The sequence below is a fragment of the Brackiella oedipodis DSM 13743 genome, assembly GCF_000621025.1.
GTDB lineage: Bacteria > Pseudomonadota > Gammaproteobacteria > Burkholderiales > Burkholderiaceae_B > Oligella > Oligella oedipodis.
On the sequence record NZ_JHZJ01000010.1, the window covers coordinates 28,328 to 47,557 of the forward strand.

General features: G+C 46.9%; 18 protein-coding genes. 6 read left to right on the forward strand and 12 right to left on the reverse strand.

The window, feature by feature from the left end:
* Nucleotides 1–18 precede the first annotated feature (18 nt).
* The gene (gene tyrS, locus Q335_RS0101620; RefSeq protein ID WP_425393501.1) at nt 19–1,200 is read right to left on the reverse strand and encodes a tyrosine--tRNA ligase; all 1,182 of its coding nucleotides are present in this window, start codon (nt 1,198–1,200) and stop codon (nt 19–21) included.
* A 191-nt stretch (nt 1,201–1,391) separates the two neighbouring features.
* Here tyrS and Q335_RS0101625 point away from each other — a divergent pair, with 191 nt between their 5' ends.
* Nucleotides 1,392–2,513, forward strand: coding sequence for an anhydro-N-acetylmuramic acid kinase (locus Q335_RS0101625; RefSeq protein ID WP_028357135.1), 1,122 nt, complete (start codon nt 1,392–1,394; stop codon nt 2,511–2,513).
* Nucleotides 2,514–2,597: 84 nt separating this feature from the next.
* Here the strand turns inward: Q335_RS0101625 and erpA are convergent, their stop codons facing one another.
* The 6 genes from erpA to pmbA all read right to left on the reverse strand — a co-directional run bounded on the left by erpA (nt 2,598) and on the right by pmbA (nt 7,631).
* Nucleotides 2,598–2,972 carry an iron-sulfur cluster insertion protein ErpA gene (gene erpA / locus Q335_RS0101630; RefSeq protein ID WP_028357136.1) on the reverse strand — a complete coding sequence of 125 codons (375 nt, stop codon included), beginning with the start codon at nt 2,970–2,972 and terminating at the stop codon, nt 2,598–2,600.
* A gap of 138 nt (nt 2,973–3,110) precedes the next feature.
* Nucleotides 3,111–3,857 (reverse strand): DUF6776 family protein, encoded by a 747-nt coding sequence (locus Q335_RS0101635; RefSeq protein ID WP_028357137.1) that lies wholly within the window; start codon nt 3,855–3,857, stop codon nt 3,111–3,113.
* Nucleotides 3,858–3,869: 12 nt separating this feature from the next.
* Nucleotides 3,870–4,922: an N-acetyl-gamma-glutamyl-phosphate reductase gene (gene argC / locus Q335_RS0101640; protein ID WP_038369208.1), complete on the reverse strand. Its 1,053-nt coding sequence runs from the start codon at nt 4,920–4,922 to the stop codon at nt 3,870–3,872.
* A 191-nt stretch (nt 4,923–5,113) separates the two neighbouring features.
* Complete coding sequence (rpsI, locus tag Q335_RS0101645) at nt 5,114–5,506, reverse strand: 30S ribosomal protein S9 (RefSeq protein ID WP_028357139.1); 393 nt, start codon at nt 5,504–5,506, stop codon at nt 5,114–5,116.
* 9 nt (nt 5,507–5,515) lie between these two features.
* Nucleotides 5,516–5,944 (reverse strand): 50S ribosomal protein L13, encoded by a 429-nt coding sequence (gene rplM, locus Q335_RS0101650; RefSeq protein ID WP_028357140.1) that lies wholly within the window; start codon nt 5,942–5,944, stop codon nt 5,516–5,518.
* A 349-nt stretch (nt 5,945–6,293) separates the two neighbouring features.
* Nucleotides 6,294–7,631, reverse strand: a complete 1,338-nt coding sequence (gene pmbA / locus Q335_RS0101655) for a metalloprotease PmbA (RefSeq protein ID WP_028357141.1) — start codon at nt 7,629–7,631, stop codon at nt 6,294–6,296.
* 68 nt (nt 7,632–7,699) lie between these two features.
* On the opposite strand from pmbA, the gene yjgA reads away from it, so the two are divergent.
* Nucleotides 7,700–8,290 carry a ribosome biogenesis factor YjgA gene (gene yjgA / locus Q335_RS0101660; protein WP_342664083.1) on the forward strand — a complete coding sequence of 197 codons (591 nt, stop codon included), beginning with the start codon at nt 7,700–7,702 and terminating at the stop codon, nt 8,288–8,290.
* Nucleotides 8,283–8,963: an alpha/beta hydrolase gene (locus tag Q335_RS0101665; protein WP_028357143.1), complete on the forward strand. Its 681-nt coding sequence runs from the start codon at nt 8,283–8,285 to the stop codon at nt 8,961–8,963. The genes yjgA and Q335_RS0101665 overlap by 8 nt, the downstream gene beginning before the upstream one ends.
* An 85-nt stretch (nt 8,964–9,048) precedes the next feature.
* On the opposite strand, the gene Q335_RS0101670 is transcribed toward Q335_RS0101665, so the two are convergent.
* On the reverse strand, nt 9,049–11,490 hold the full coding sequence (locus Q335_RS0101670; RefSeq protein WP_028357144.1) for a bifunctional acetate--CoA ligase family protein/GNAT family N-acetyltransferase: 2,442 nt from the start codon (nt 11,488–11,490) through the stop codon (nt 9,049–9,051).
* A 101-nt stretch (nt 11,491–11,591) separates the two neighbouring features.
* Here Q335_RS0101670 and gltX point away from each other — a divergent pair, with 101 nt between their 5' ends.
* From gltX to Q335_RS0101685, 3 genes are all read left to right on the forward strand, one after another.
* Complete coding sequence (gltX, locus tag Q335_RS0101675; RefSeq protein WP_028357145.1) at nt 11,592–13,007, forward strand: glutamate--tRNA ligase; 1,416 nt, start codon at nt 11,592–11,594, stop codon at nt 13,005–13,007.
* A 282-nt stretch (nt 13,008–13,289) separates the two neighbouring features.
* Complete coding sequence (locus Q335_RS0101680; protein ID WP_028357146.1) at nt 13,290–14,216, forward strand: hypothetical protein; 927 nt, start codon at nt 13,290–13,292, stop codon at nt 14,214–14,216.
* A 256-nt stretch (nt 14,217–14,472) separates the two neighbouring features.
* Entirely contained in the window at nt 14,473–15,030 is a 558-nt protein-coding gene (locus Q335_RS0101685) for a YggT family protein (RefSeq protein ID WP_028357147.1), read from the forward strand.
* Between the two features lie 44 nt (nt 15,031–15,074).
* Here the strand turns inward: Q335_RS0101685 and Q335_RS0101690 are convergent, their stop codons facing one another.
* From Q335_RS0101690 to accC, 4 genes are read right to left on the reverse strand one after another with little or no spacing between them, the layout of a single operon-like run.
* Complete coding sequence (locus tag Q335_RS0101690; protein WP_028357148.1) at nt 15,075–16,022, reverse strand: carbohydrate kinase family protein; 948 nt, start codon at nt 16,020–16,022, stop codon at nt 15,075–15,077.
* The gene (locus Q335_RS0101695) at nt 16,019–16,870 is read right to left on the reverse strand and encodes a DUF3426 domain-containing protein (RefSeq protein WP_028357149.1); all 852 of its coding nucleotides are present in this window, start codon (nt 16,868–16,870) and stop codon (nt 16,019–16,021) included. Before Q335_RS0101695 ends, Q335_RS0101690 begins: the two co-directional genes overlap by 4 nt.
* Nucleotides 16,871–16,884: 14 nt before the next feature.
* Nucleotides 16,885–17,802, reverse strand: coding sequence for a 50S ribosomal protein L11 methyltransferase (gene prmA / locus Q335_RS0101700; protein ID WP_028357150.1), 918 nt, complete (start codon nt 17,800–17,802; stop codon nt 16,885–16,887).
* Nucleotides 17,803–17,849: 47 nt separating this feature from the next.
* Entirely contained in the window at nt 17,850–19,205 is a 1,356-nt protein-coding gene (accC, locus tag Q335_RS0101705; RefSeq protein ID WP_028357151.1) for an acetyl-CoA carboxylase biotin carboxylase subunit, read from the reverse strand.
* Between the last annotated feature and the right edge of the window lie 25 nt (nt 19,206–19,230).

Genomic DNA, 19,230 nt, shown 5'->3' on the forward strand with positions numbered 1-19,230 from the left:
TCTCCTATAAATGAGTTCTTAATCGATAATAACCCGCGCGATTTTGCGTTTACCCACTTGCACCACATAACTACCGGTACTTAATTGTAGTGTTTTGTCAGCGATTTTTTGGCCATCAACTTTGACGCCACCTTGTTGGATATTGCGTGAGGCTTCTGAGCCAGAACTCGCTAGCGCTGAGTCACGCAAAACTTGGATCATAGTAAAGGGTCCCTGACCTAATTTAATCTCAGGCAGATCTTCGGGGATGATACCTTGACGAAAACGCGCTTCAAAATCTTGTAGGGCCTGATCAGCCGCCCCTTGATTATGAAAACGGGCGACGATTTCTTGGGCCAGTTCAACCTTGATATCACGGGGATTACGACCTTCTTGAGCTTGGATCTTGAGTTGCGCAATTTGATCCACGGACTTAAAGGACAGCAAATCATAGTAGCGCCACATCAAATCATCTGATATTGACATGATTTTGCCAAACATACTATTGGGGTCTTCTTTAATGCCGATATAGTTGTTTTTGGATTTGGACATTTTGTCGACTCCATCCAGACCTTCGAGTAAAGGCATGGTCAAAACGCATTGTGGTTTTTGGCCATATTCTTTTTGGAGCTCGCGACCGACTAATAAATTGAATTTTTGATCAGTACCGCCCAACTCTAAATCGGACTGTAACATGACAGAGTCATACCCCTGCAATAAAGGGTAGAGGAATTCATGTACCGAAATTGGAATGCCACCTTTATAGCGCTTAGTGAAATCATCCCGTTCAATCATACGTGCTACGGTATAGCGCGAGGCTAATTGAATCAGTCCACGAGCCCCGAGTTTGTCGCACCACTCGGAGTTATAGCGGATCTCGGTTTTTTGGGGATCCAAAATCATACTTGCTTGGGCATAGTACGTTTGGGCATTGGTTTCGATTTGTTCGGGGGTCAACGGCGGACGGGTCGCATTACGACCACTTGGATCACCAATGGCCGCGGTAAAATCACCGATCAAAAAAATCACTTGATGACCTAAATCCTGAAGTTGCCGCATTTTGTTGAGCACTACGGTGTGCCCTAAATGGATATCGGGAGCCGTGGGATCCAGGCCTAATTTAATGCGCAATGGTTTGTTATTGTTCTTGCTCACTTGCATGGCGCGCATAAAATCCTCTTGCACGATAAGCTCATCACAACCGCGCAACACAGTACGCATCTCGTCCTTAACAATATCGCTAATGACGACGTCTGCTGAGCTGTTGGATGTGTCTGAAGATGGATTTAAATGGGTTTCGTTATCGCTCATAATTAAAATATACTAATGCTTTGGACAGAAAAAATCTAGTCACTATAATAAACGTTTATCCACTAGATTACAGCGCAATTGCTGCAAAAACAAGGGATTTTATGAGCCATCAAAAGCCGTATTACATTGGTCTGATGTCGGGCACCAGTACCGACGCCGTCGATGCTGTTTTAGCGCTTTTTCACACTAATACAGGTATCCCCAAAGTGATTGAATTTGCGTCTATCCCTATGCCCTTGCCACTCAGACAGGATTTGCTCGCTCTCAATCATTTCTGTGACAATGAATTGCAACGCAGTTATATGGCGGCCCAAGAACTCACGCAGCTATATGCGCAAGCGGTGCAGCAATTGCTTCAAGCCTCTGGGATCACGACCTCAGAAATCGTGGCTATCGGAGCTCATGGTCAAACCGTTAGGCACCATCCAGAGCTAGGCTTTTCGGTGCAGCTCAACGCGCCTGCCTTGTTAGCCGAAATCTGTGGTATTGATGTCATTGCAGATTTTAGGAGTCGTGATATTGCAGCAGGGGGCCAAGGTGCACCATTGGTACCAGCCTTCCATGCGGCCGTGTTCAGCAATGAATCGCGCCGCGCCTTACTCAATATAGGTGGCATTGCTAACCTCAGTCTCTTACTGCCGCAACAGGCCGTCTCTGGCTTTGATACAGGACCTGGCAATATGTTGATGGATGCCTGGTGCTACCAACACACTGGCCAAGCTTATGATCAATCAGGGCGGTGGGGACTCAGCGCTGAGCCCAATGCCGATTTGCTTAATTTTTTGCTGCAATCAGAGCCTTGGTTTGCCCTATCGCCCCCAAAATCCACCGGTCGTGATTTATTCAATCTACAGTGGCTGCAACATAGATTAGCGCAGTTTCAAGCACACAAGGCGGCGCCTCTCAGTGCCGCACAGATACAGGCAACCCTACGAGAGCTCACAGTTAGCAGCATCTGCCAACCGATCCACGACATGGATTTGCAAGAATTAATTGTGTTTGGTGGTGGCGTACAAAATGCAGCCTTAATGGCTTCTTTACAAAGCGCCTTACCCTCAGTGGCGGTGCAGTCGAGTGCCCGACTAGGGATTGATCCCCAGGCCATGGAGGCGTTGGCTTTCGCCTGGCTAGCCAAAGCCTTTACGGAAAGGCAAGCCGTTTGCACGCCAGCGATCACGGGCGCCCGTCACGCCACTATTGCGGGTTGCTTGTATCCTAAATAAGCAAAACCCCCAGCTATATCTCTATAGTGGGGGTCAGTCTATTAAACTGTGATGAGCCGCTAGGCTATGCGGAAGGGTGGATTATTAGACACCGAAAGAAGAGCCGCAGCCACAAGTCGTCGTAGCATTTGGATTGCGAATCACAAATTGTGCGCCTTCAATGTCCTCTTTGTAGTCAATTTCAGCACCGACTAAATACTGAAAACTCATCGGATCTACGAGGAGTTGGACGCCTGACTTATCAATCGTGGTGTCATCATCATTGATGACCTCATCGAAAGTAAATCCATATTGGAAACCTGAGCAACCCCCACCTTGAATAAAGACACGTAATTTGAGGTCTGGGTTACCCTCGTCTTCGAGTAAATCTTTAACCTTGGCGGCAGCGGCATCGGTAAAGATTAAAGGACTAGGGGGTTCTTGTAAATCAACAGATTCTACAGTGTGAGTGTTTGCCATTGTGTACTCCCGGTCAGATACAGTGACCTAAAGATAAAATGAATTTATTGTAATGATTAACTGAGCTGTCTCAGTTTAATTTTAGCATATTGATAGTGTAGCGTATGGTGTCAAGCTTTATGCATGAGGGTGATGCTTTTAGGGTGTATCCGCATCAAGATTTTGGGTTTGGCTAAGCAAGACGCTATTGCCTTCTAGCACTTTGAGAGTGATTTGTTGTACTTGGAAATCATCGGGGACGACAAGAAGCCCCTCGCTACGTTGAATACGCTCAAAATCTAAGTTTAATATGGGGGCAAGATCGTCTTTTTTCAAGTCTTGCACTGGCTTTAGCGCGGGCGGTTGTTGATCCTTGGGGGCATCGGTCGCAATCAAGGTTTGCCCTTCCTGGACTTCTGGGTATAAGGCCAGATCGACCGCCTTACCCTCACGCTGACCATGGGCAATAAACTGCAGACGCCCTTTAAAGTGATTGAGCGGATTACCATTTTGGGATAAAAGCACTTTAAACTGAATGCGCTGACCCTGCAGTTTGACACTATAACCGCGCAAACTGATGCGATTATTAGAACTGGCAGGTGCTAACTCCTGAAAAAACGCCAGTTGCTCTTTGGCTTGATCGAGTTCATCTTGACTATGCGTTAATTCATTTTGTAATTGCTCGATGGTCACTTGATCGAGCAGAGATTTGGCATGCAAGTCATTGTATTTATTCTGCAATGCTTCTTGATTGATATGCGCCTGACGTATGGCATGATCAATTTGATCTTGCGTAACTTGCTGCTGATGGATCTGCTGACGCTGCAGCGCCTGAGACCCAAAATAATACGTCGCGCCAGCGCCAATCACAATCCCCAAGGCTAGTAAAGAAACTCGTGCAATCATACTCAAACGCCTCTATGGCAATACCGCTATATGCGCTAGACCAGTAGTTTCTGGCAAGTCAAACATCACATTCATGTTCTGAATCGCTTGTCCAGAAGCGCCTTTGACGAGATTGTCCTGAGCCACCATCACAATTAAGGTACGGTTATCTGGATTAGGTACTTGTACGGCAATGCGTAAATAATTAGAGGCTCTCACCGTGCGGGTTTGTGGCACGTCGCCAACCGCTAAAACATCCACAAAGGCCTCTTGAGCATAGCGTTGCGCAAAGAGTTGCTGAATTGCCTGAGCAGAATGCACTTGTCGTAGCTGCACATAAATCGTTGAAAACATGCCGCGAATCATGGGCACGAGATGTGGCACAAAGGTCAGGCCCACCGGTTCATTAGCAATCGTTGAGAGCTGCTCAGTGATTTCTGGGTGGTGACGATGTCCGCTCACGCCATAGGCTTTAAAGTTATCGGAAGCTTCTGGGAATAAATTGGCGACCGCGGCCTTGCGACCCGCACCTGATACCCCGGATTTACAATCCGCAATGATGCCTTGGGGGGCAATTAAGCCCTTTTCGAGCAAAGGCAATAAGCCCAAAATCACCGTCGTCGGATAACAGCCTGGATTACCCACGACTTGAGCCTGGCGAATCTTATCACGATTAATCTCGGGTAAGCCATAGACGCTATGTTTGAGGACATCAGGACAAGCATGCGGCATTTTGTACCAACGTTCAAAGGCCGTCTTGTCCTGTAATCTAAAATCAGCGGCGAGATCAATGATTTTTACGCCTTGCGCTACTAAGCGCTGCGCCTGTGACATCGCCACACCGTGAGGGGTCGCAAAAAACACCACATCCATGGTGTGCAAAGGCGTCTGCTCTGGATTCGTAAATTGCAGATCAATCATCCCGCGTAAGTTGGGAAACATCTGCGCGACTGCCATTCCTTCGTCTTGTCTTGAGGTAATCGCCTTAATCGATACATTTGGGTGCTGCGCCAATAAGCGTAGCAGCTCTACACCGGTATAGCCGGTGCCTCCAACAATGGCAACATTGATCTTTGAGTGACTCATATTGATTCCTTGAGTGACGCCCTGTGGGTGTCATTCAGCCATCCCGGATGTCTGAATGTTTTAGTGTTATCCCAAAAGTCCTGTCATTTTACTAAATTGTAAGGCGGCCATCGCTTTATACGATGCCCACTAGGGACAAAAAAACCACCTGTAAACACAGGTGGTTTTGCAGAACAATAAACCAGATACGCTTAGCGTTTGGAGAACTGTTTGCGACGACGTGCTTTGCGAAGACCGACTTTTTTACGTTCCACTTCACGAGCATCACGAGTCACATAACCTGCTTTAGAGAGTTCAGGTTTGAGTGAGGCATCGTAATCGATCAAGGCACGCGTAATACCGTGACGAACTGCACCAGCTTGACCACTTTCACCGCCACCGTGAACATTGACTTGGATGTCAAAATCTTCGGAGTGTTTGGTCAATTCTAGGGGTTGACGTACCACCATGCGGCCAGTTTCACGAGCAAAGAATTGATCTACAGGTTTACCATTAACAATAATATTGCCTGTACCTTTTTTGATAAATACACGGGCCACTGAAGTTTTGCGGCGGCCAGTGCCATAGTTCCATTCACCAATCATAGCTTATCCTTAAATTTCCCGTGTTTGCGGTTGTTGAGCTGCATGTGGATGCTCGCTACCCGCATACACTTTTAGTTTTTTGATCATGGCATAGCCTAAAGGGCCTTTAGGTAACATGCCTTTGACGGCTTTTTCTAGAGCACGACCTGGGTAACGCTCTTGCATTTTACGGAAGTTAGTCTCGTAAATGCCGCCAGGATAGCCAGAGTGGCGATAGTATTTTTTGTCTTCGAATTTGTTGCCAGTCACAACAAGATCGGCCGCATTGATAATTACAATATAGTCGCCAGTGTCAACGTGAGGAGTGTACTCAGGTTTATGTTTACCGCGCAAAATGCGTGCAACTTCGCTGGCCACACGTCCTAAGACTTTGCCTTTTGCATCGATAACAAACCATTCACGTTTGACTTCATGGGGTTTTGCCACAAAAGTCTTCATGATATAAATCCTAATAAAAATATTTAAAAACAACTACTTGGCCATGTTGTTATTATGCGTTTTTGCTCCTAAACTACTCCTAAAAGCAAAGCAACAGTACCAAATAGTAAGCCTAACATTCTACCACAAAATCACCTAAACGCATAAATTTATAGCGTGATCTACTTATTTAAGTCCCAAAAAACAACAGTTTAATCAGTGACTTAGAGGATTATTACGGATCTGGGTCGGTGCTGCCGCTGCCTCTGAGTACAAGCATTTAGGGCCGTATAGGGGGCGTTAGTCCTGGAAGCGACAAGGCTAACAGAATCCGAACAGCACAACATCCGTCCAGCACATAGGACAACACCTACTGACCCGCGACCTGCATCTCTGCAATCAGGATACTACCGCTGGTTTTGGAGCCACGTGTCAGGGTATCTGCGCCCACGGCGGCGATATTTTGGTACATCTCTTTGAGATTGCCTGCAATAGTAATTTCTTGGACGGGATATTGGATTTCGCCATTTTCTACCCAGTAACCAAAAGCACCTCGCGAATAATCACCAGTCACGTAGTTAACGCCCTGCCCGATCAGTTCGGTTACTAGCAAGCCACGATCCATTTTTTTGAGCATCGCGGCCAAGTTATCACTGGCCTGCGTCAAACTCGATTGCAGTACTAAGTTATGCGACCCACCACAATTACCAGTGGTATGCATGCCCAATTTACGTGCGGTATAGCTCGATAGTAGATAACCTTGCAGGACACCTTGTGCGATCAACTGACGCTTACGGGTACGAACCCCCTCGCTGTCGAAAGCTGAACTGCCCATAGCGCCCTTGATAAACGGATCCTCGAGAATGCTGATATGGTCGGCAAAGACCGAGGTTTGAAGGGCGTCTAATAAAAAGCTAGCCTTACGATACAAAGCAGCACCACTAATGGCTTGGGTCAGGTGGCCAATGAGACCAATCGCTAACGGCGCTTCAAACAAGACAGGATATTTACCTGTTTTGAGACGTTTGGCATTGAGCCGATCCATGGTTCGTTTGGCGGCATATTGACCTAAGTCTTTGGCAGCCATTAAGCGTTCGGGATAGCGGTGGCTACTATACCAATAGTCTCTTTGCATACGACTACCCTGACCCGCAATAACAGACACCGACAAGCTATGATGGGTATCGGCATAGCCCCCTCTGAACCCCAGACTATTGCCCATTAGGAAACGGCCCTGATGGGTATTAATTTGAGCGCCTTCGGAATTACTAATCGCTTGATCGTATTCCAGGGCGGCCGTTTCGGCTTCGAGGGCAATTTGTAGTGCTTGGTCTGGGTCAATGTCCCAAGGTTTATAGAGTTCAAGATCCGGAAACTCCGTGGCCAGATCTGCGGCATCGGGGAGGCCCGCGGCCTCATCGGCGGCGGTATAACGCGCTATATTCCAAGCGGCCTGGACAGTTTGCGTCAGCGCCTCTTGACTAAAATCTGAGCTTGAGGCTGAGCCACGACTTTGGCCATTATAAACGGTGATACCAAGGCCACGATCACGATTGCGCTCAACCGTTTCTAGTTGCCCTTTGCGACAACTTACTGACAAGCCAGAACTCTCGGAGACTTCGGCGGCTGCCGCTGTGGCGCCCAGCGTCTTGGCTTGTTGTAAAACATAATCAATTAATTGTTGAAAATCGGTTGGTTTTTCAGTCATTGTATAAAACGTATAATACGGTGGTAGCAGGCTAGTTTGCTTTGCAAGAAGCCTACAAGTTATCATATTTGAGTATTCAAAACTATAACGTAAAAACCATGTCGCCGTACCAACACAGCCCAGAAGAAGACACTGATCAGGTTTATGATCGTCCTAGCAAATCGCAAATCAAACGTGAAATGCATGCTTTGGTAGATTTCGCCAAAGACATCATAGCGCTTCCAGCGAACAATATATCGCAACTGCCGCTCTCTGAAAGTTGTGTAGAGGCCGTGCAAACAGCCCAAAAAATTACCAGTCGTGAGGGTAAACGGCGCCAAACAGCGTATGTCGGCAAATTGCTACGTGACGAAGACGTAGACGCCCTCAAAGAAAAAATTAGTCAGTGGAACAACACGTCCGAACAACAAAACGCGCACTTCCATGGTTTGGAATTATTGCGCGATCGCTTGCTTGAAAATGACAGTTATCTGACCCAAGTGATTGAACACTATCAGGTTGAGAATATCCAAGAATTACGCAATTTAATCCGTGCGGCACGCAAGGAGCAACAACACAATCAACAACTGAGCGCTAATCAAGATCCACAACGCAAAGCCTATCGGGCCTTATTTCAACAACTCAAAACCCTCAAACCCATGGAGACAAACAATGACTAAAACCGCTAATTCTATCGAGACTATTGAAGCCGGTGCTAGCATCGATAATGCCAGTCATAGTGTGATTTGGATGCACGGATTAGGTGCAGATGCCAATGATTTTGTGCCCCTCATCCCACATATCAAGCTTAATGATGATATTAAATTGCGCTTTGTTTTTCCGAATGCGCCGGTGCGTCCCATCACCGCCAACAACGGCATGCAAATGCGCGGTTGGTACGATATTAAATCTCTCAATGGTATCCGCACAGGCGAGGATGAAGAGGGTTTACTCGAGTCCATGGCCGCGATTCATCATTTGATCGAACAAGAGATTGCCCATGGTATTGCTGCCGAAAAAATCTTTATTGCTGGCTTTTCTCAGGGCTCAGCGATGACTTTATTGAGTGGTTTACGCTATCCCCAAAAACTCGCCGGTCTAATCGCGCTTTCTGGGTATCTACCTCTAGCCGATCAAAGCGATAAATTTAGCCAAGCCAATCATGACACCGCTATTTTAATGTGCCACGGCACCATGGATCCCATTGTACCTTTGCAATTATCAGAGCAATCATTACAGCATTTACAATCACTTGGCTACCAGGTCGAGCATCATACCTATCCTATGCAGCACGAGGTCTGCGCCGAAGAAGTCGCCGATATTAGCCAATTTTTTAATAAATATGCTGTCTAACTAACACCTCTAATCCCTTAAGATTTAAAAAACAGCTAGTCCGCTTTGAGCAACTAGCTGTTTTTGCTTTTTATTTGGGGCTTGCCTAAAAGGGCATCCAAACTCGGCGCATTGTTGGATCCTCAGGCTCTGGATCATTTTGTAAACCTAAGCCGGTCATCAAGCCTAACATGGCACGGTTATTGCTTAAGATAAAGCCCTCGATATATTCGAGTCCTTGATTCTTGGCTTCGCTTAATAATTGCGACATTAGCACGCGACCCAAGCCCATACGTTGCCAATCATCCGCGATGACCAAGGCATATTCGGCGCCATAGCCATCGTTATTCATAAGATAGTGGGCAAAACCAATAATCATCTCATGCTCTGCTTGCTCGCCCTCCGATTTAACTTTAGTGGTGGCCACTAACGCCAACTCTTTGTAGTAATCCACATAGGTATAGCGACTAAGCATTTTGGGTGTGAGCTCTGTCATCATTGAGACAAAGCGCATATACCGAGAATGTTCGGACAAATTACGAATAAACAGCTGTAAGGCATCGGCATCTTCGGGGCGGATCGGCCGCACGGTCCAAGGGGTACCGTCTTTGAAATGGCGGTGCTGAATAAGATGAGAAGGATACGGATAAATCGTCATATGTCGATATTCGACATTCAGCGGATCGACTTGTTGATTTTCGGTCAGCGTGACATTGACATCGGCAAAGATCAATTCATCACCGTCAATGACGATAGGACTAATCTCTAGTGAACAAATATCGGCAACATCCGTGACCATTTCGCCCACCAGCTCCAGCGTTTTCTGCAATTTTTGTAAGGCTTCTGGACTGACTAAGCCCTTTAGTTCTTGGCGCCAGACACGGCTACGATAAATTAATTCTTGGGCTAAGAACGCATTGAGCGGTGGCAAATCTACGGCTAAATCACCCGAAGACATATTATGGCCATCTTCGGCAAACATAATCCAAGGACCAAAGATCTCGTCACGTCCTACCGCGATTTTGACACTCGGTAAAAAATCCTCTTGACCTTGGTGTCGCTGAGCCGTATCTAAAATGGCATCCTGTCTAATCTCACCGATGAGGTACGCCTGCAATAACTGCGCCGCTTCTGTGTTATTGAGTTGCTGGCGTTGATCCTGACGCGCCTGATTAATAATCTCCAAGGCTCTAGCCTTATCGGGATCCTCCGAAAGGAGCAATGGAATGCGCACTTGTTGCAGCAATTGTTGATTATAGTGATAAGCGATTAAGGCATGGATTCCCCCAAAAGCCGTTTCTGGGGTTCTAAAGGCAGGTGTACCGGCAGCATCCAGCTTGTGGCGCAGCAAGCGCATTTTCTTTTCGCCAAATAAGGTACATAGTATGGGTTTATTGGTTTTGGCGGCATAAATCGCTAAGTCTTCGATCATATCACTCATTGACGAGCTATCATCAGGTGCCAAAATCAATAAAATCGCATCCACATTTTTTTCGGCCACGAGCAACTTGAGACTATCGATCAAACTCTGACTCGTAAAGGGGGCATAGGAGACCACTGGATTCTGAGGAATAGAACCTGGACTTAAGATCTCGGCCAATTTACTCTGTCCCTTATCACTAATTTGCGCCAATTTAATGCTGTCGCGATACGGTCGAATGCGATCCCACAAAAGCTGAATCGTGCCACGACTATTGCCCAGAATCGCTAAGCGGCCACCCTTGGGGCGACTTCTGTGCGTCATGGATTTGATGACCGAATAGATTTCGACGAAAAAATTCACTCGCATCGCGCCGGCACGCCGTACCACGGCATCGAACACCGAATCGAGCCCCTCGATTTGTGGATCGCTGCGGCCCGCTCTAAAAATCACTAGCGGTTTGACACTCGCTAACATACGCATAGCGCTAAATAATTCACGGCCATGCGACAATTTGTCTAAGTACAATACGACGCTATCGGTTTGCGAGTCTCCGGCCAGAAACTCCAACATATCGGGGATATGAATATTGCCGGCTTCGCCCAAAGACACCACGGTCGAAAAACCCACTTGAATATCGCTGCCCCAGTCCATAATGGCATTGGCAATCATGCGTGATTGTGACACTACCGCCACCCTACCAGCGCGTGTTTGTTCAATCTTACTGATATTGAGCCCTAGATTAGGTCGCTGCACACCAAAGGCGCGGGGCCCCAAGAAATTACAGTCATGTTGCTGACACCAATGCCTTAGGGTCTCGATATCTTGGCGTGGGTTTCTTGTGATCTCGTTGCTGGCTAGAACCAATAAACTCTTGGGGGCTTGAACCTCGAGCAACTGTAACGCTTTGTCAAGTTCCTCTTGCTCAACATAAATAGCGGCCAAATCGTATTGCCCCATGGCTTTCAAGGCTTCGCGACTCGTGTTGGGATCATGAGTATCTAAGCAAATCGACAAAGACTTACTCTTGAGCCTTGCAGGTAGCTGTTCAAATCCCTCTAGTGGACGATTATAGATCAGCACAATGGACTGTGGATTAAACACTGAGGAAAGTCGATGCGAATACATGACAGCTCCTTTAATTAAGATAAAATAGGGCTTACTGTACTGTTATAAACTATTTTTCAGTCTTAAACTATTCTCTTTAATCCTTACTTTTTGAATTTCAAATGACGACTTCAGATTCTCCTGTTCGCTCCCGTTTTGCTCCCTCTCCAACGGGTTTTTTACATTTAGGCGGTGCTCGCACAGCTTTATTTGCTTGGGTATACGCGCGCCACGCTAAGGGTAAGTTTATTTTAAGGATAGAAGATACCGATTTAGAGCGCTCCACCCAAGAAGCTGTTGATGCGATTTTGCATGCCATGGATTGGCTCGGTTTAGACTACGACGAAGGGCCTTTTTACCAAACCAAACGCTTTGACCGTTACCAAGAGGTGCTTCAGCAAATGCTTAAAGACGGTACGGCTTATTATTGCTATAGTACCCCCGAAGAAGTTGATGCCATGCGCGAAGCCGCCAAAGCAAAAGGCCAAAAACCACGATATGACGGCACTTGGCGCCCAGAACCCGGTAAAACTTTACCGCCTATTCCTGAAGGTCGCCAACCCGTGGTGCGTTTCAAAAATCCTCAGCAAGGTGAGGTGCAATGGCACGACCTCTTTAAAGGCACCATCACCATCAAAAACGAGGAGTTGGATGATTTAATTATCGCTCGTCCCGATGGCTCCCCAACCTATAACTTTTGTGTGGTGGTAGACGATTGGGATATGGGTATTACTCAGGTGATTCGTGGCGATGACCATGTCAATAATACGCCACGGCAAATTAATATTTTCAAGGCACTCAATGCCCCGGTACCCGAATACGGTCATATGCCAATGATTTTGGGCCCTGACGGTCAGAAACTTTCAAAACGCCATGGGGCGGTGAATGTCATGGACTACCACGAGCAAGGCTATTTGGCCGAAGCCATGATTAATTACTTAGCCCGTCTCGGCTGGAGTCATGGCGATGACGAGATCTTTTCACGTCAACAATTCGTCGAATGGTTCGATACCAAACACCTCTCCAAAGCAGCAGCGCAATGGGATCCCAAAAAACTCAATTGGATTAACGCCCATTACATCCGTCAACTGAGTGATGAGCAACTGCAACAAGCCGTAGCACCACGTATTGCTAAACGCGGTGGCGTCACGGAGCATGTCAATTTGCCAGCCGTGCTCAACCTTTTTAAAGACCGTGCCGAAACACTAGAACAATTGGCCGATAATGCCATGTTGTTTTGTAAGCCTGAATATGAGGTCGATAGTGCCTTGTATGAGCAATTTATTACACAAGAAAGCAAAACGGTACTGACACACTTTTTGCAAAAACTAGAGGCACTCGATGACTGGCAAGCGCCTGCCATCAATGCGGCCATCAAAGAAACGCTTCAAGACCTCAGTATCAAAATGCCAGCCCTAGGTATTCCTGTGCGGGTGGCTGTCACGGGCCAAAAACAAACGCCATCCGTCGATGCTGTGCTAGCCCTCATGGGACGTGATACGGTGCTTGAACGCTTACAAAAAGCCAGCCAAGCATAAATTTTTATGCAAGGCTTGTCGTGCCAGGCCCCTTACTTTAAAATTGCCCATCAATCTTGTAGGATCATTGCCCAACTAGCCGTGATCCTACCCACTCATATAGCGACGAGGTAGCGTCACGGTGGTTGATCTTTAAGTGCAGACGCCCGCCTGTTGTTTTTTTGCTAAATTGTCGCTAAGTTATTAATTTTAGGCAGTAACTGCCTGTATCTTCGCAAAGGCATGATGCAATTTAATGCATTATGGAGTAATCTAACCTTATTACTGGACAAGGAGTGTGTTATGGCGACCCAAAAATCCGCTGCAAAAACGAGTAAATCTACCAAAGCAACTAAAACCACTAAATCCACTCGTAGCGCCGTCGCCAAAGACAGCAGCACAGAACGTGCTAGCTCCACTGAAAGTCCCAAAAAAACAACTACTTCACGTCGTACTACCACCAAAAAAACGGCTAGCCGCACTCAAACGGCACGCTCAGCGGCGACCCGCACTAAAGCCAGTACCACGCCTAAAACATCATCCAAAACCGCTACTAGCAAAGCCACTGTAGCGGAGAGCCCAGTGCAAGCGCCAACAGAGGATTCACCAAAAAGCAGCACGCGACGCAAGACCAGCAGTACGACTAGCAGCAAACCTGCAACTACTACTAGTACCCGCAAAACCAGTCGCACTAAAACCAGCACAACCAAAACCAGTACTAAAGCCAGCAACGCGGCAACCCCAAAAACCAGTCGCCGTACTGCTAAAACGAGCTCAACAACCCCCAAAAAGACAAGTACTGCCAAGAATACTCGCGCTAAGGCCACTAAAACAAGCATCAGCACCGCTAGACCCGCTAGCATCGATAGCGTCGATAGCGTCGATAGCGCAGCAGAGGCAACCAGTGAATCAACTCTAGCGCAGAACGCCACCGTAACGGCCGAGCCTACGCCAGAGACAAGCCCTGCGCAAGCTACTAGTACTCCTACTGCCACTGCAGCCAAGGATGACAAAGCTGACAAGACTGACAAAGCTGCAGCGTCAAGTAAAAGCTCTCAAACCAAAAAAACCACCAAGAAAAAAATCAACCCGAGTAAGCGCGCTTCTCGCAAAGCGGTGGTGAATCCCGCCCCTGAGAAGAAACCTAAATCAGCTAAACGCATTCAGATCAACAAAACTAAAAAAGAACCGGTATGGCCTTTCCCGACCGGCAATGACCAAAATAACTAGTCTGTTTTTCTAGTAACTACGATTTAACCAAAAAGCGATCAAATCGACTTGATCGCTTTTTGTCATGCTGCCAAGGCCCTGTATGCTGTAAACGATTAATGCAGGCCTTAATCCCCTCTTTCAGCTTGCTTAAATCACGCGCCTTATTAGATATGAATATAGCCAGTGCTGCTGAGTATTCCAGAGGCGCTTTTTGCTATACTTTTGGGATGGGTAAATTAACCAGTCTTAGACTTTTTTCTTTCTTAGTCACTCTATGAGTATACTGTTCTTTCTTATTTCCATCGTTTGCACCCTGCTGTCTGTGGCCTGTCTTTTATGCGCTTGGATGTATTACTTGCGCATTCCTCCATTTAGCCCATTGGCCATGGGGATTTATCGCTATACCAATTGGTTAATTGTGCCTTTGCGCAAAATCCTACCCACCCACAACCGACTCGATAGTGCGTCCTTGGTAGGCGCCTGGTTGATTTGTTTATTGCAAGTGATTCTAATGTTATCTTTGAGTCATGTGTATGTGGGCGATAATATCTGGCTAATTCCAATTACTGGTCTTATTTTGCTGTTGCGTAATCTATTGGATTTGATTTTTTGGCTATGCCTGATTTATGCGCTCACCAGCTGGCTTAATCCAAGCTCACCGGCGATGACGATGTTTAGAACTTTACTGGAACCCTTCTTAGCTCCCATTCGTACCCTACCCTTAATCCGTGATGCACAACGATTTGATTTTTCTAGTTTAATCTTAATGGTGATTTGCCAATTCTTATCGCAGTTTTTACTCAATTTAAATCCCTTGCCGCTTTACTACTAAAAAAAAGGCTCCCCATTCGGGAGCCTTTTTTAGGTAGGTGCAAATTAGTTAGCTTGCCATGGATTTTCTTGGAAGTTTTGTGTAAACAAGGCTTTGACATGGTCTAAATCGATATCGTGGTTTTGTGGACCTTGGCTCGCAATCTTTAGACTACCCATGATGCTACCGAGACGGCAGCTATTGAGCCAAGACCAACCTTGACTTAATCCATATAACAAACCAGCACGATGGGCATCGCCGCAGCCCGTCGGATCCTCGATTTTTTCGGGTTTAACCGCTGGAATAGTGGTGGTCTGGCCGTTCTCATAAAGCTCTGCCCCTTTGGTGCCACGCGTAATCACGACGGCTTTGAGTTGTTGTGCTAATTCAGAGATGGTTTTGTTGGTTCTGTGCTCAATAATCGAAGCTTCATAATCATTAGCGGTGAGTACAGAGGCTTTAGCAAGCATTTGCAAAATATCTTCACCACTAAACAATGGCATGGCTTGACCCAAGTCGAAGATAAACGGAATATTGTGTTGGTAAAAATAGTCCGCCTTAGCGATCATGCTATCTTTGGATTCAGGCGCAATAATACCCCAAGCCGCCTTGGGTTCATCAATCTGATTTTGCACGGCCAGCTCCATCGCCCCCGGGTGGAAGGCTGCAATTTGATTACCCTCTTTGTCGGTCGTGATATGGCATTGAGCCGTGAAAGTCTCGGCAAATACTTTAATGCAACGCTGAGTAATACCGAGACGATCTAGATGTTCTTTGTAGTCGCCAAAATCCTTGCCCACTGCCGCCACTGGCACGGCTTGACCGCCCAATTTGTGCAAGTTGTAGGCAATATTACCGGCACAACCCCCGAAGTCTTTACGCATCGTTGGAACCAAAAAAGAAATACTTAAGCTGTGTACATTCTCTGGTAGGATATGATTCTTGAAATAATCATGAAATTGCGTAATTGTGTCATAGGCTATTGAGCCACAAATTAAAACGTCTTTACTCATGGTTGGTTCTCATCAGAAAAATATAAACTCAAATTAAAACCATGCAACTGGTCGGCTTCAATTTTGAGCGGTAAGCGAATCGTATAATCAGACTCCGGATTCATGGGCCGCGTCTGTAGTTCAGTGATTAAATAATCCTTAGGTGCAATAATCCGGCTACTTTCTACTGCTCCCAAAGCATTTTGAAAACTTAAAACCAAATGAGGCCAAGGCAAGGTGGCTTGACCTTGGTTATTCAGCTTCGCACTCAGAATGACATAGACAAAACCATCCTTGGCGGCTTTATCTGGTCGGGTTTTTATGCTGACATCACTTAAGGTCATATTCTTGACATTGCGTACTTCGCCCACTTGGCAAGACAGAATCTCGCAAAATTGCATCATTGGCCCGCGGGTTTGAGGCCATTGACTGACAATCTGATTCCGAAACACAAACAGTGCTTGTACAACTAAGGCGATCAGAGCAAGCACACTCAAGAAAAACCATAGCCCCGCCCAACCCGAAGAGGTTTTGTAGTGGCGAACAGGATAAGCCCTTTCTTGGTCTGCCCCAAAAGAAGGTGAGGGTTCTTGCTCATAAAGTCCCAAACTCGGTTCATGCGCTAACTCTGCCATACGTTCATCAAAACTCTTGTCGGCCTGCGCTGTAGGCGCTTGTAGATGTGGTTCGACACTGTGATGGGATCGCGCACTGACTCTGGGTGCATAAGCCTGACTGGCCGTTGTCTGATAATGGAGGGCATTAAATACATGACGACATTGACCGCAACGCACCATGCCTTGGCGTTGTTTAATTTGATCAGCGGTTAAGGTATAAGTAGCACCGCATTGTGGGCATGAGGTTTGCATAAGCGACCTTAGAATTACGCACTTGGCTTATGACCGGTTAAGCAAACCCAGCCATCAGCACTACGCCACACTTGCATTTGCAGCCACGGCGCATACGCATCAGCGACTTCTTGGGCTTGGCGCTCGAGGATGCCTGACAGCACGAGATGACCGTTGGGTGCAACCCGTTGACACAGCATAGAAGCCATGAGCTTAAGAGGACTTGAAAGAATATTCGCGACTACGATTTGGTATTGCCCAGCTTGAAAGTCATCCGGCAAATAAAAATTGGCGGCACATTGGTTCTTGTCCGCATTGAATTTTGCCGCGGTCACCGCTTGCTCATCGATGTCGACGCCATCGACTGGGCGCGCCCCTAATTTACTGGCAATCAAGGCCAAGATACCTGAACCACAACCATAATCCAGGACCGATTCAGTCCCTTGCAAATGGGCTTCTAGCCATTCAGCACATAAACGCGTGGTGGGATGGGTACCTGTACCAAAGGCTAAGCCAGGATCGAGTTCAATCAAGATATTACTATCGTCCTGCGTAGCCTGCTGTACCGCAGGATTTTGGTGCTGCCAACTGGGCACAATCCAGAGTTTTTGACCAATCTGGATGGGATCAAATTGTGATTGAGTCAAACGCACCCAATCCTGATCGGCTACTTGACGTTGCTGAATCTGTGCCGACCAATCGTATTCGGTCACCTGATTAATACGAGCAACAAAATCATCGACCTCTGTATCGTCGGGCAGCAAAGCAATGACATGATTTTGTTGCCATGCTAAGACCTCTGGTTCTGTACCTGGTTCACCGTACAAAGGGACTTCATTGCGAGAATCGCGCTGTGCGTCTTCCACTGACACCGATAAGGCACCGAGCTCGAGCATAAGATCGGATAACTCCTCGGCTTGGTTTTGTGGGCAACTAATAATGAGTTCAAGCATAATGGATGAAATGCCAGCCTAGTAAATAGACTGGCATTTTGCAGTGATTATTTTTGGGAACGTTTAGCGTCTAGCTTTTGTTCGAGATAATGGATGCTAACGCCACCTTGACGGAAACGATCGTCTTGAACCAATTCCTGATGCAGCGGAATATTGGTTTTGATGCCTTCTACAATCATTTCGGAGAGTGCCAAATCCATCTTGTCTAGCGCTTGCTTGCGATTAGCGCCATAAGTGATTAATTTAGCAATCATGGAATCATAATATGGCGGCACGCGATAACCACTAAAGACATGCGAGTCCATACGTACGCCATTGCCACCAGGCGTATGCCATATGTTAATTAAGCCAGGCGATGGTACAAAGGTGTAAGGGTCTTCAGCATTGATACGACACTCAATGGCATGACCTTTGAGGCAAATGTCTTTTTGTTTGAGGTTAAGTGGTTCACCCGCGGCAATACGAATTTGTGCTTGTACTAAATCGATGCCTGTAATGCATTCTGTGACCGTATGTTCCACCTGAATACGGGTATTCATTTCGATGAAATAAAACTGCCCGTTTTCATAGAGGAACTCAAAGGTACCAGCGCCTCGGTATTTCATTTGGCGGCATGCATTGACGCAGTTTTCACCGATTTTTTCGACTAATTTGCGATCAATACCTGGAGCGGGTGCTTCTTCGATGACTTTTTGGTGGCGTCGTTGCATAGAGCAATCACGCTCTCCTAACCAGACCGCTTCGCCCTTACCATCGCCCAATACTTGAATCTCGATGTGACGTGGATTTTCGAGGTATTTTTCCATGTAAACATCGGGATTATTGAAGGCGGCTTGCGCCTCAGTTTTGGTCATTTGCACGGCATTAAATAAGGCCGCTTCGGTGTGCACCACCCGCATACCGCGACCGCCACCACCGCCGGCAGCCTTGATGATGACAGGGAAACCGATGCGATGAGCAATTTCATGGATCTCTTCAGGATCATCCGAAAGTGCGCCCTCAGAACCGGGTACGACAGGCACACCCGCCTTGATCATGGCATGCTTAGCGCTAACTTTGTCACCCATCATTTGGATGGTTTCTGGGCGCGGGCCAATAAATACAAAACCACTGCTTTCAACGCGTTGAGCAAAGTCAGCGTTTTCGGATAAAAAGCCATAACCGGGATGAATCGCCTCGGCGTCGGTCACTTCGGCGGCCGAAATAATCGCGGGCATATTGAGGTAGCTGAGCGTTGGTGAGGCGGGACCAATGCATACAGATTCGTCGGCTAGACGAATGTATTTAGTGTCAGCATCGGCCTCGGAATGCACCATCACGGTTTTAATGCCAAGCTCACGGCAAGCGCGCTGAATTCGAAGCGCAATTTCACCGCGATTGGCAATAAGGATTTTTTTGAACATAACTGAATTCTTTAAGAAGGTTTAG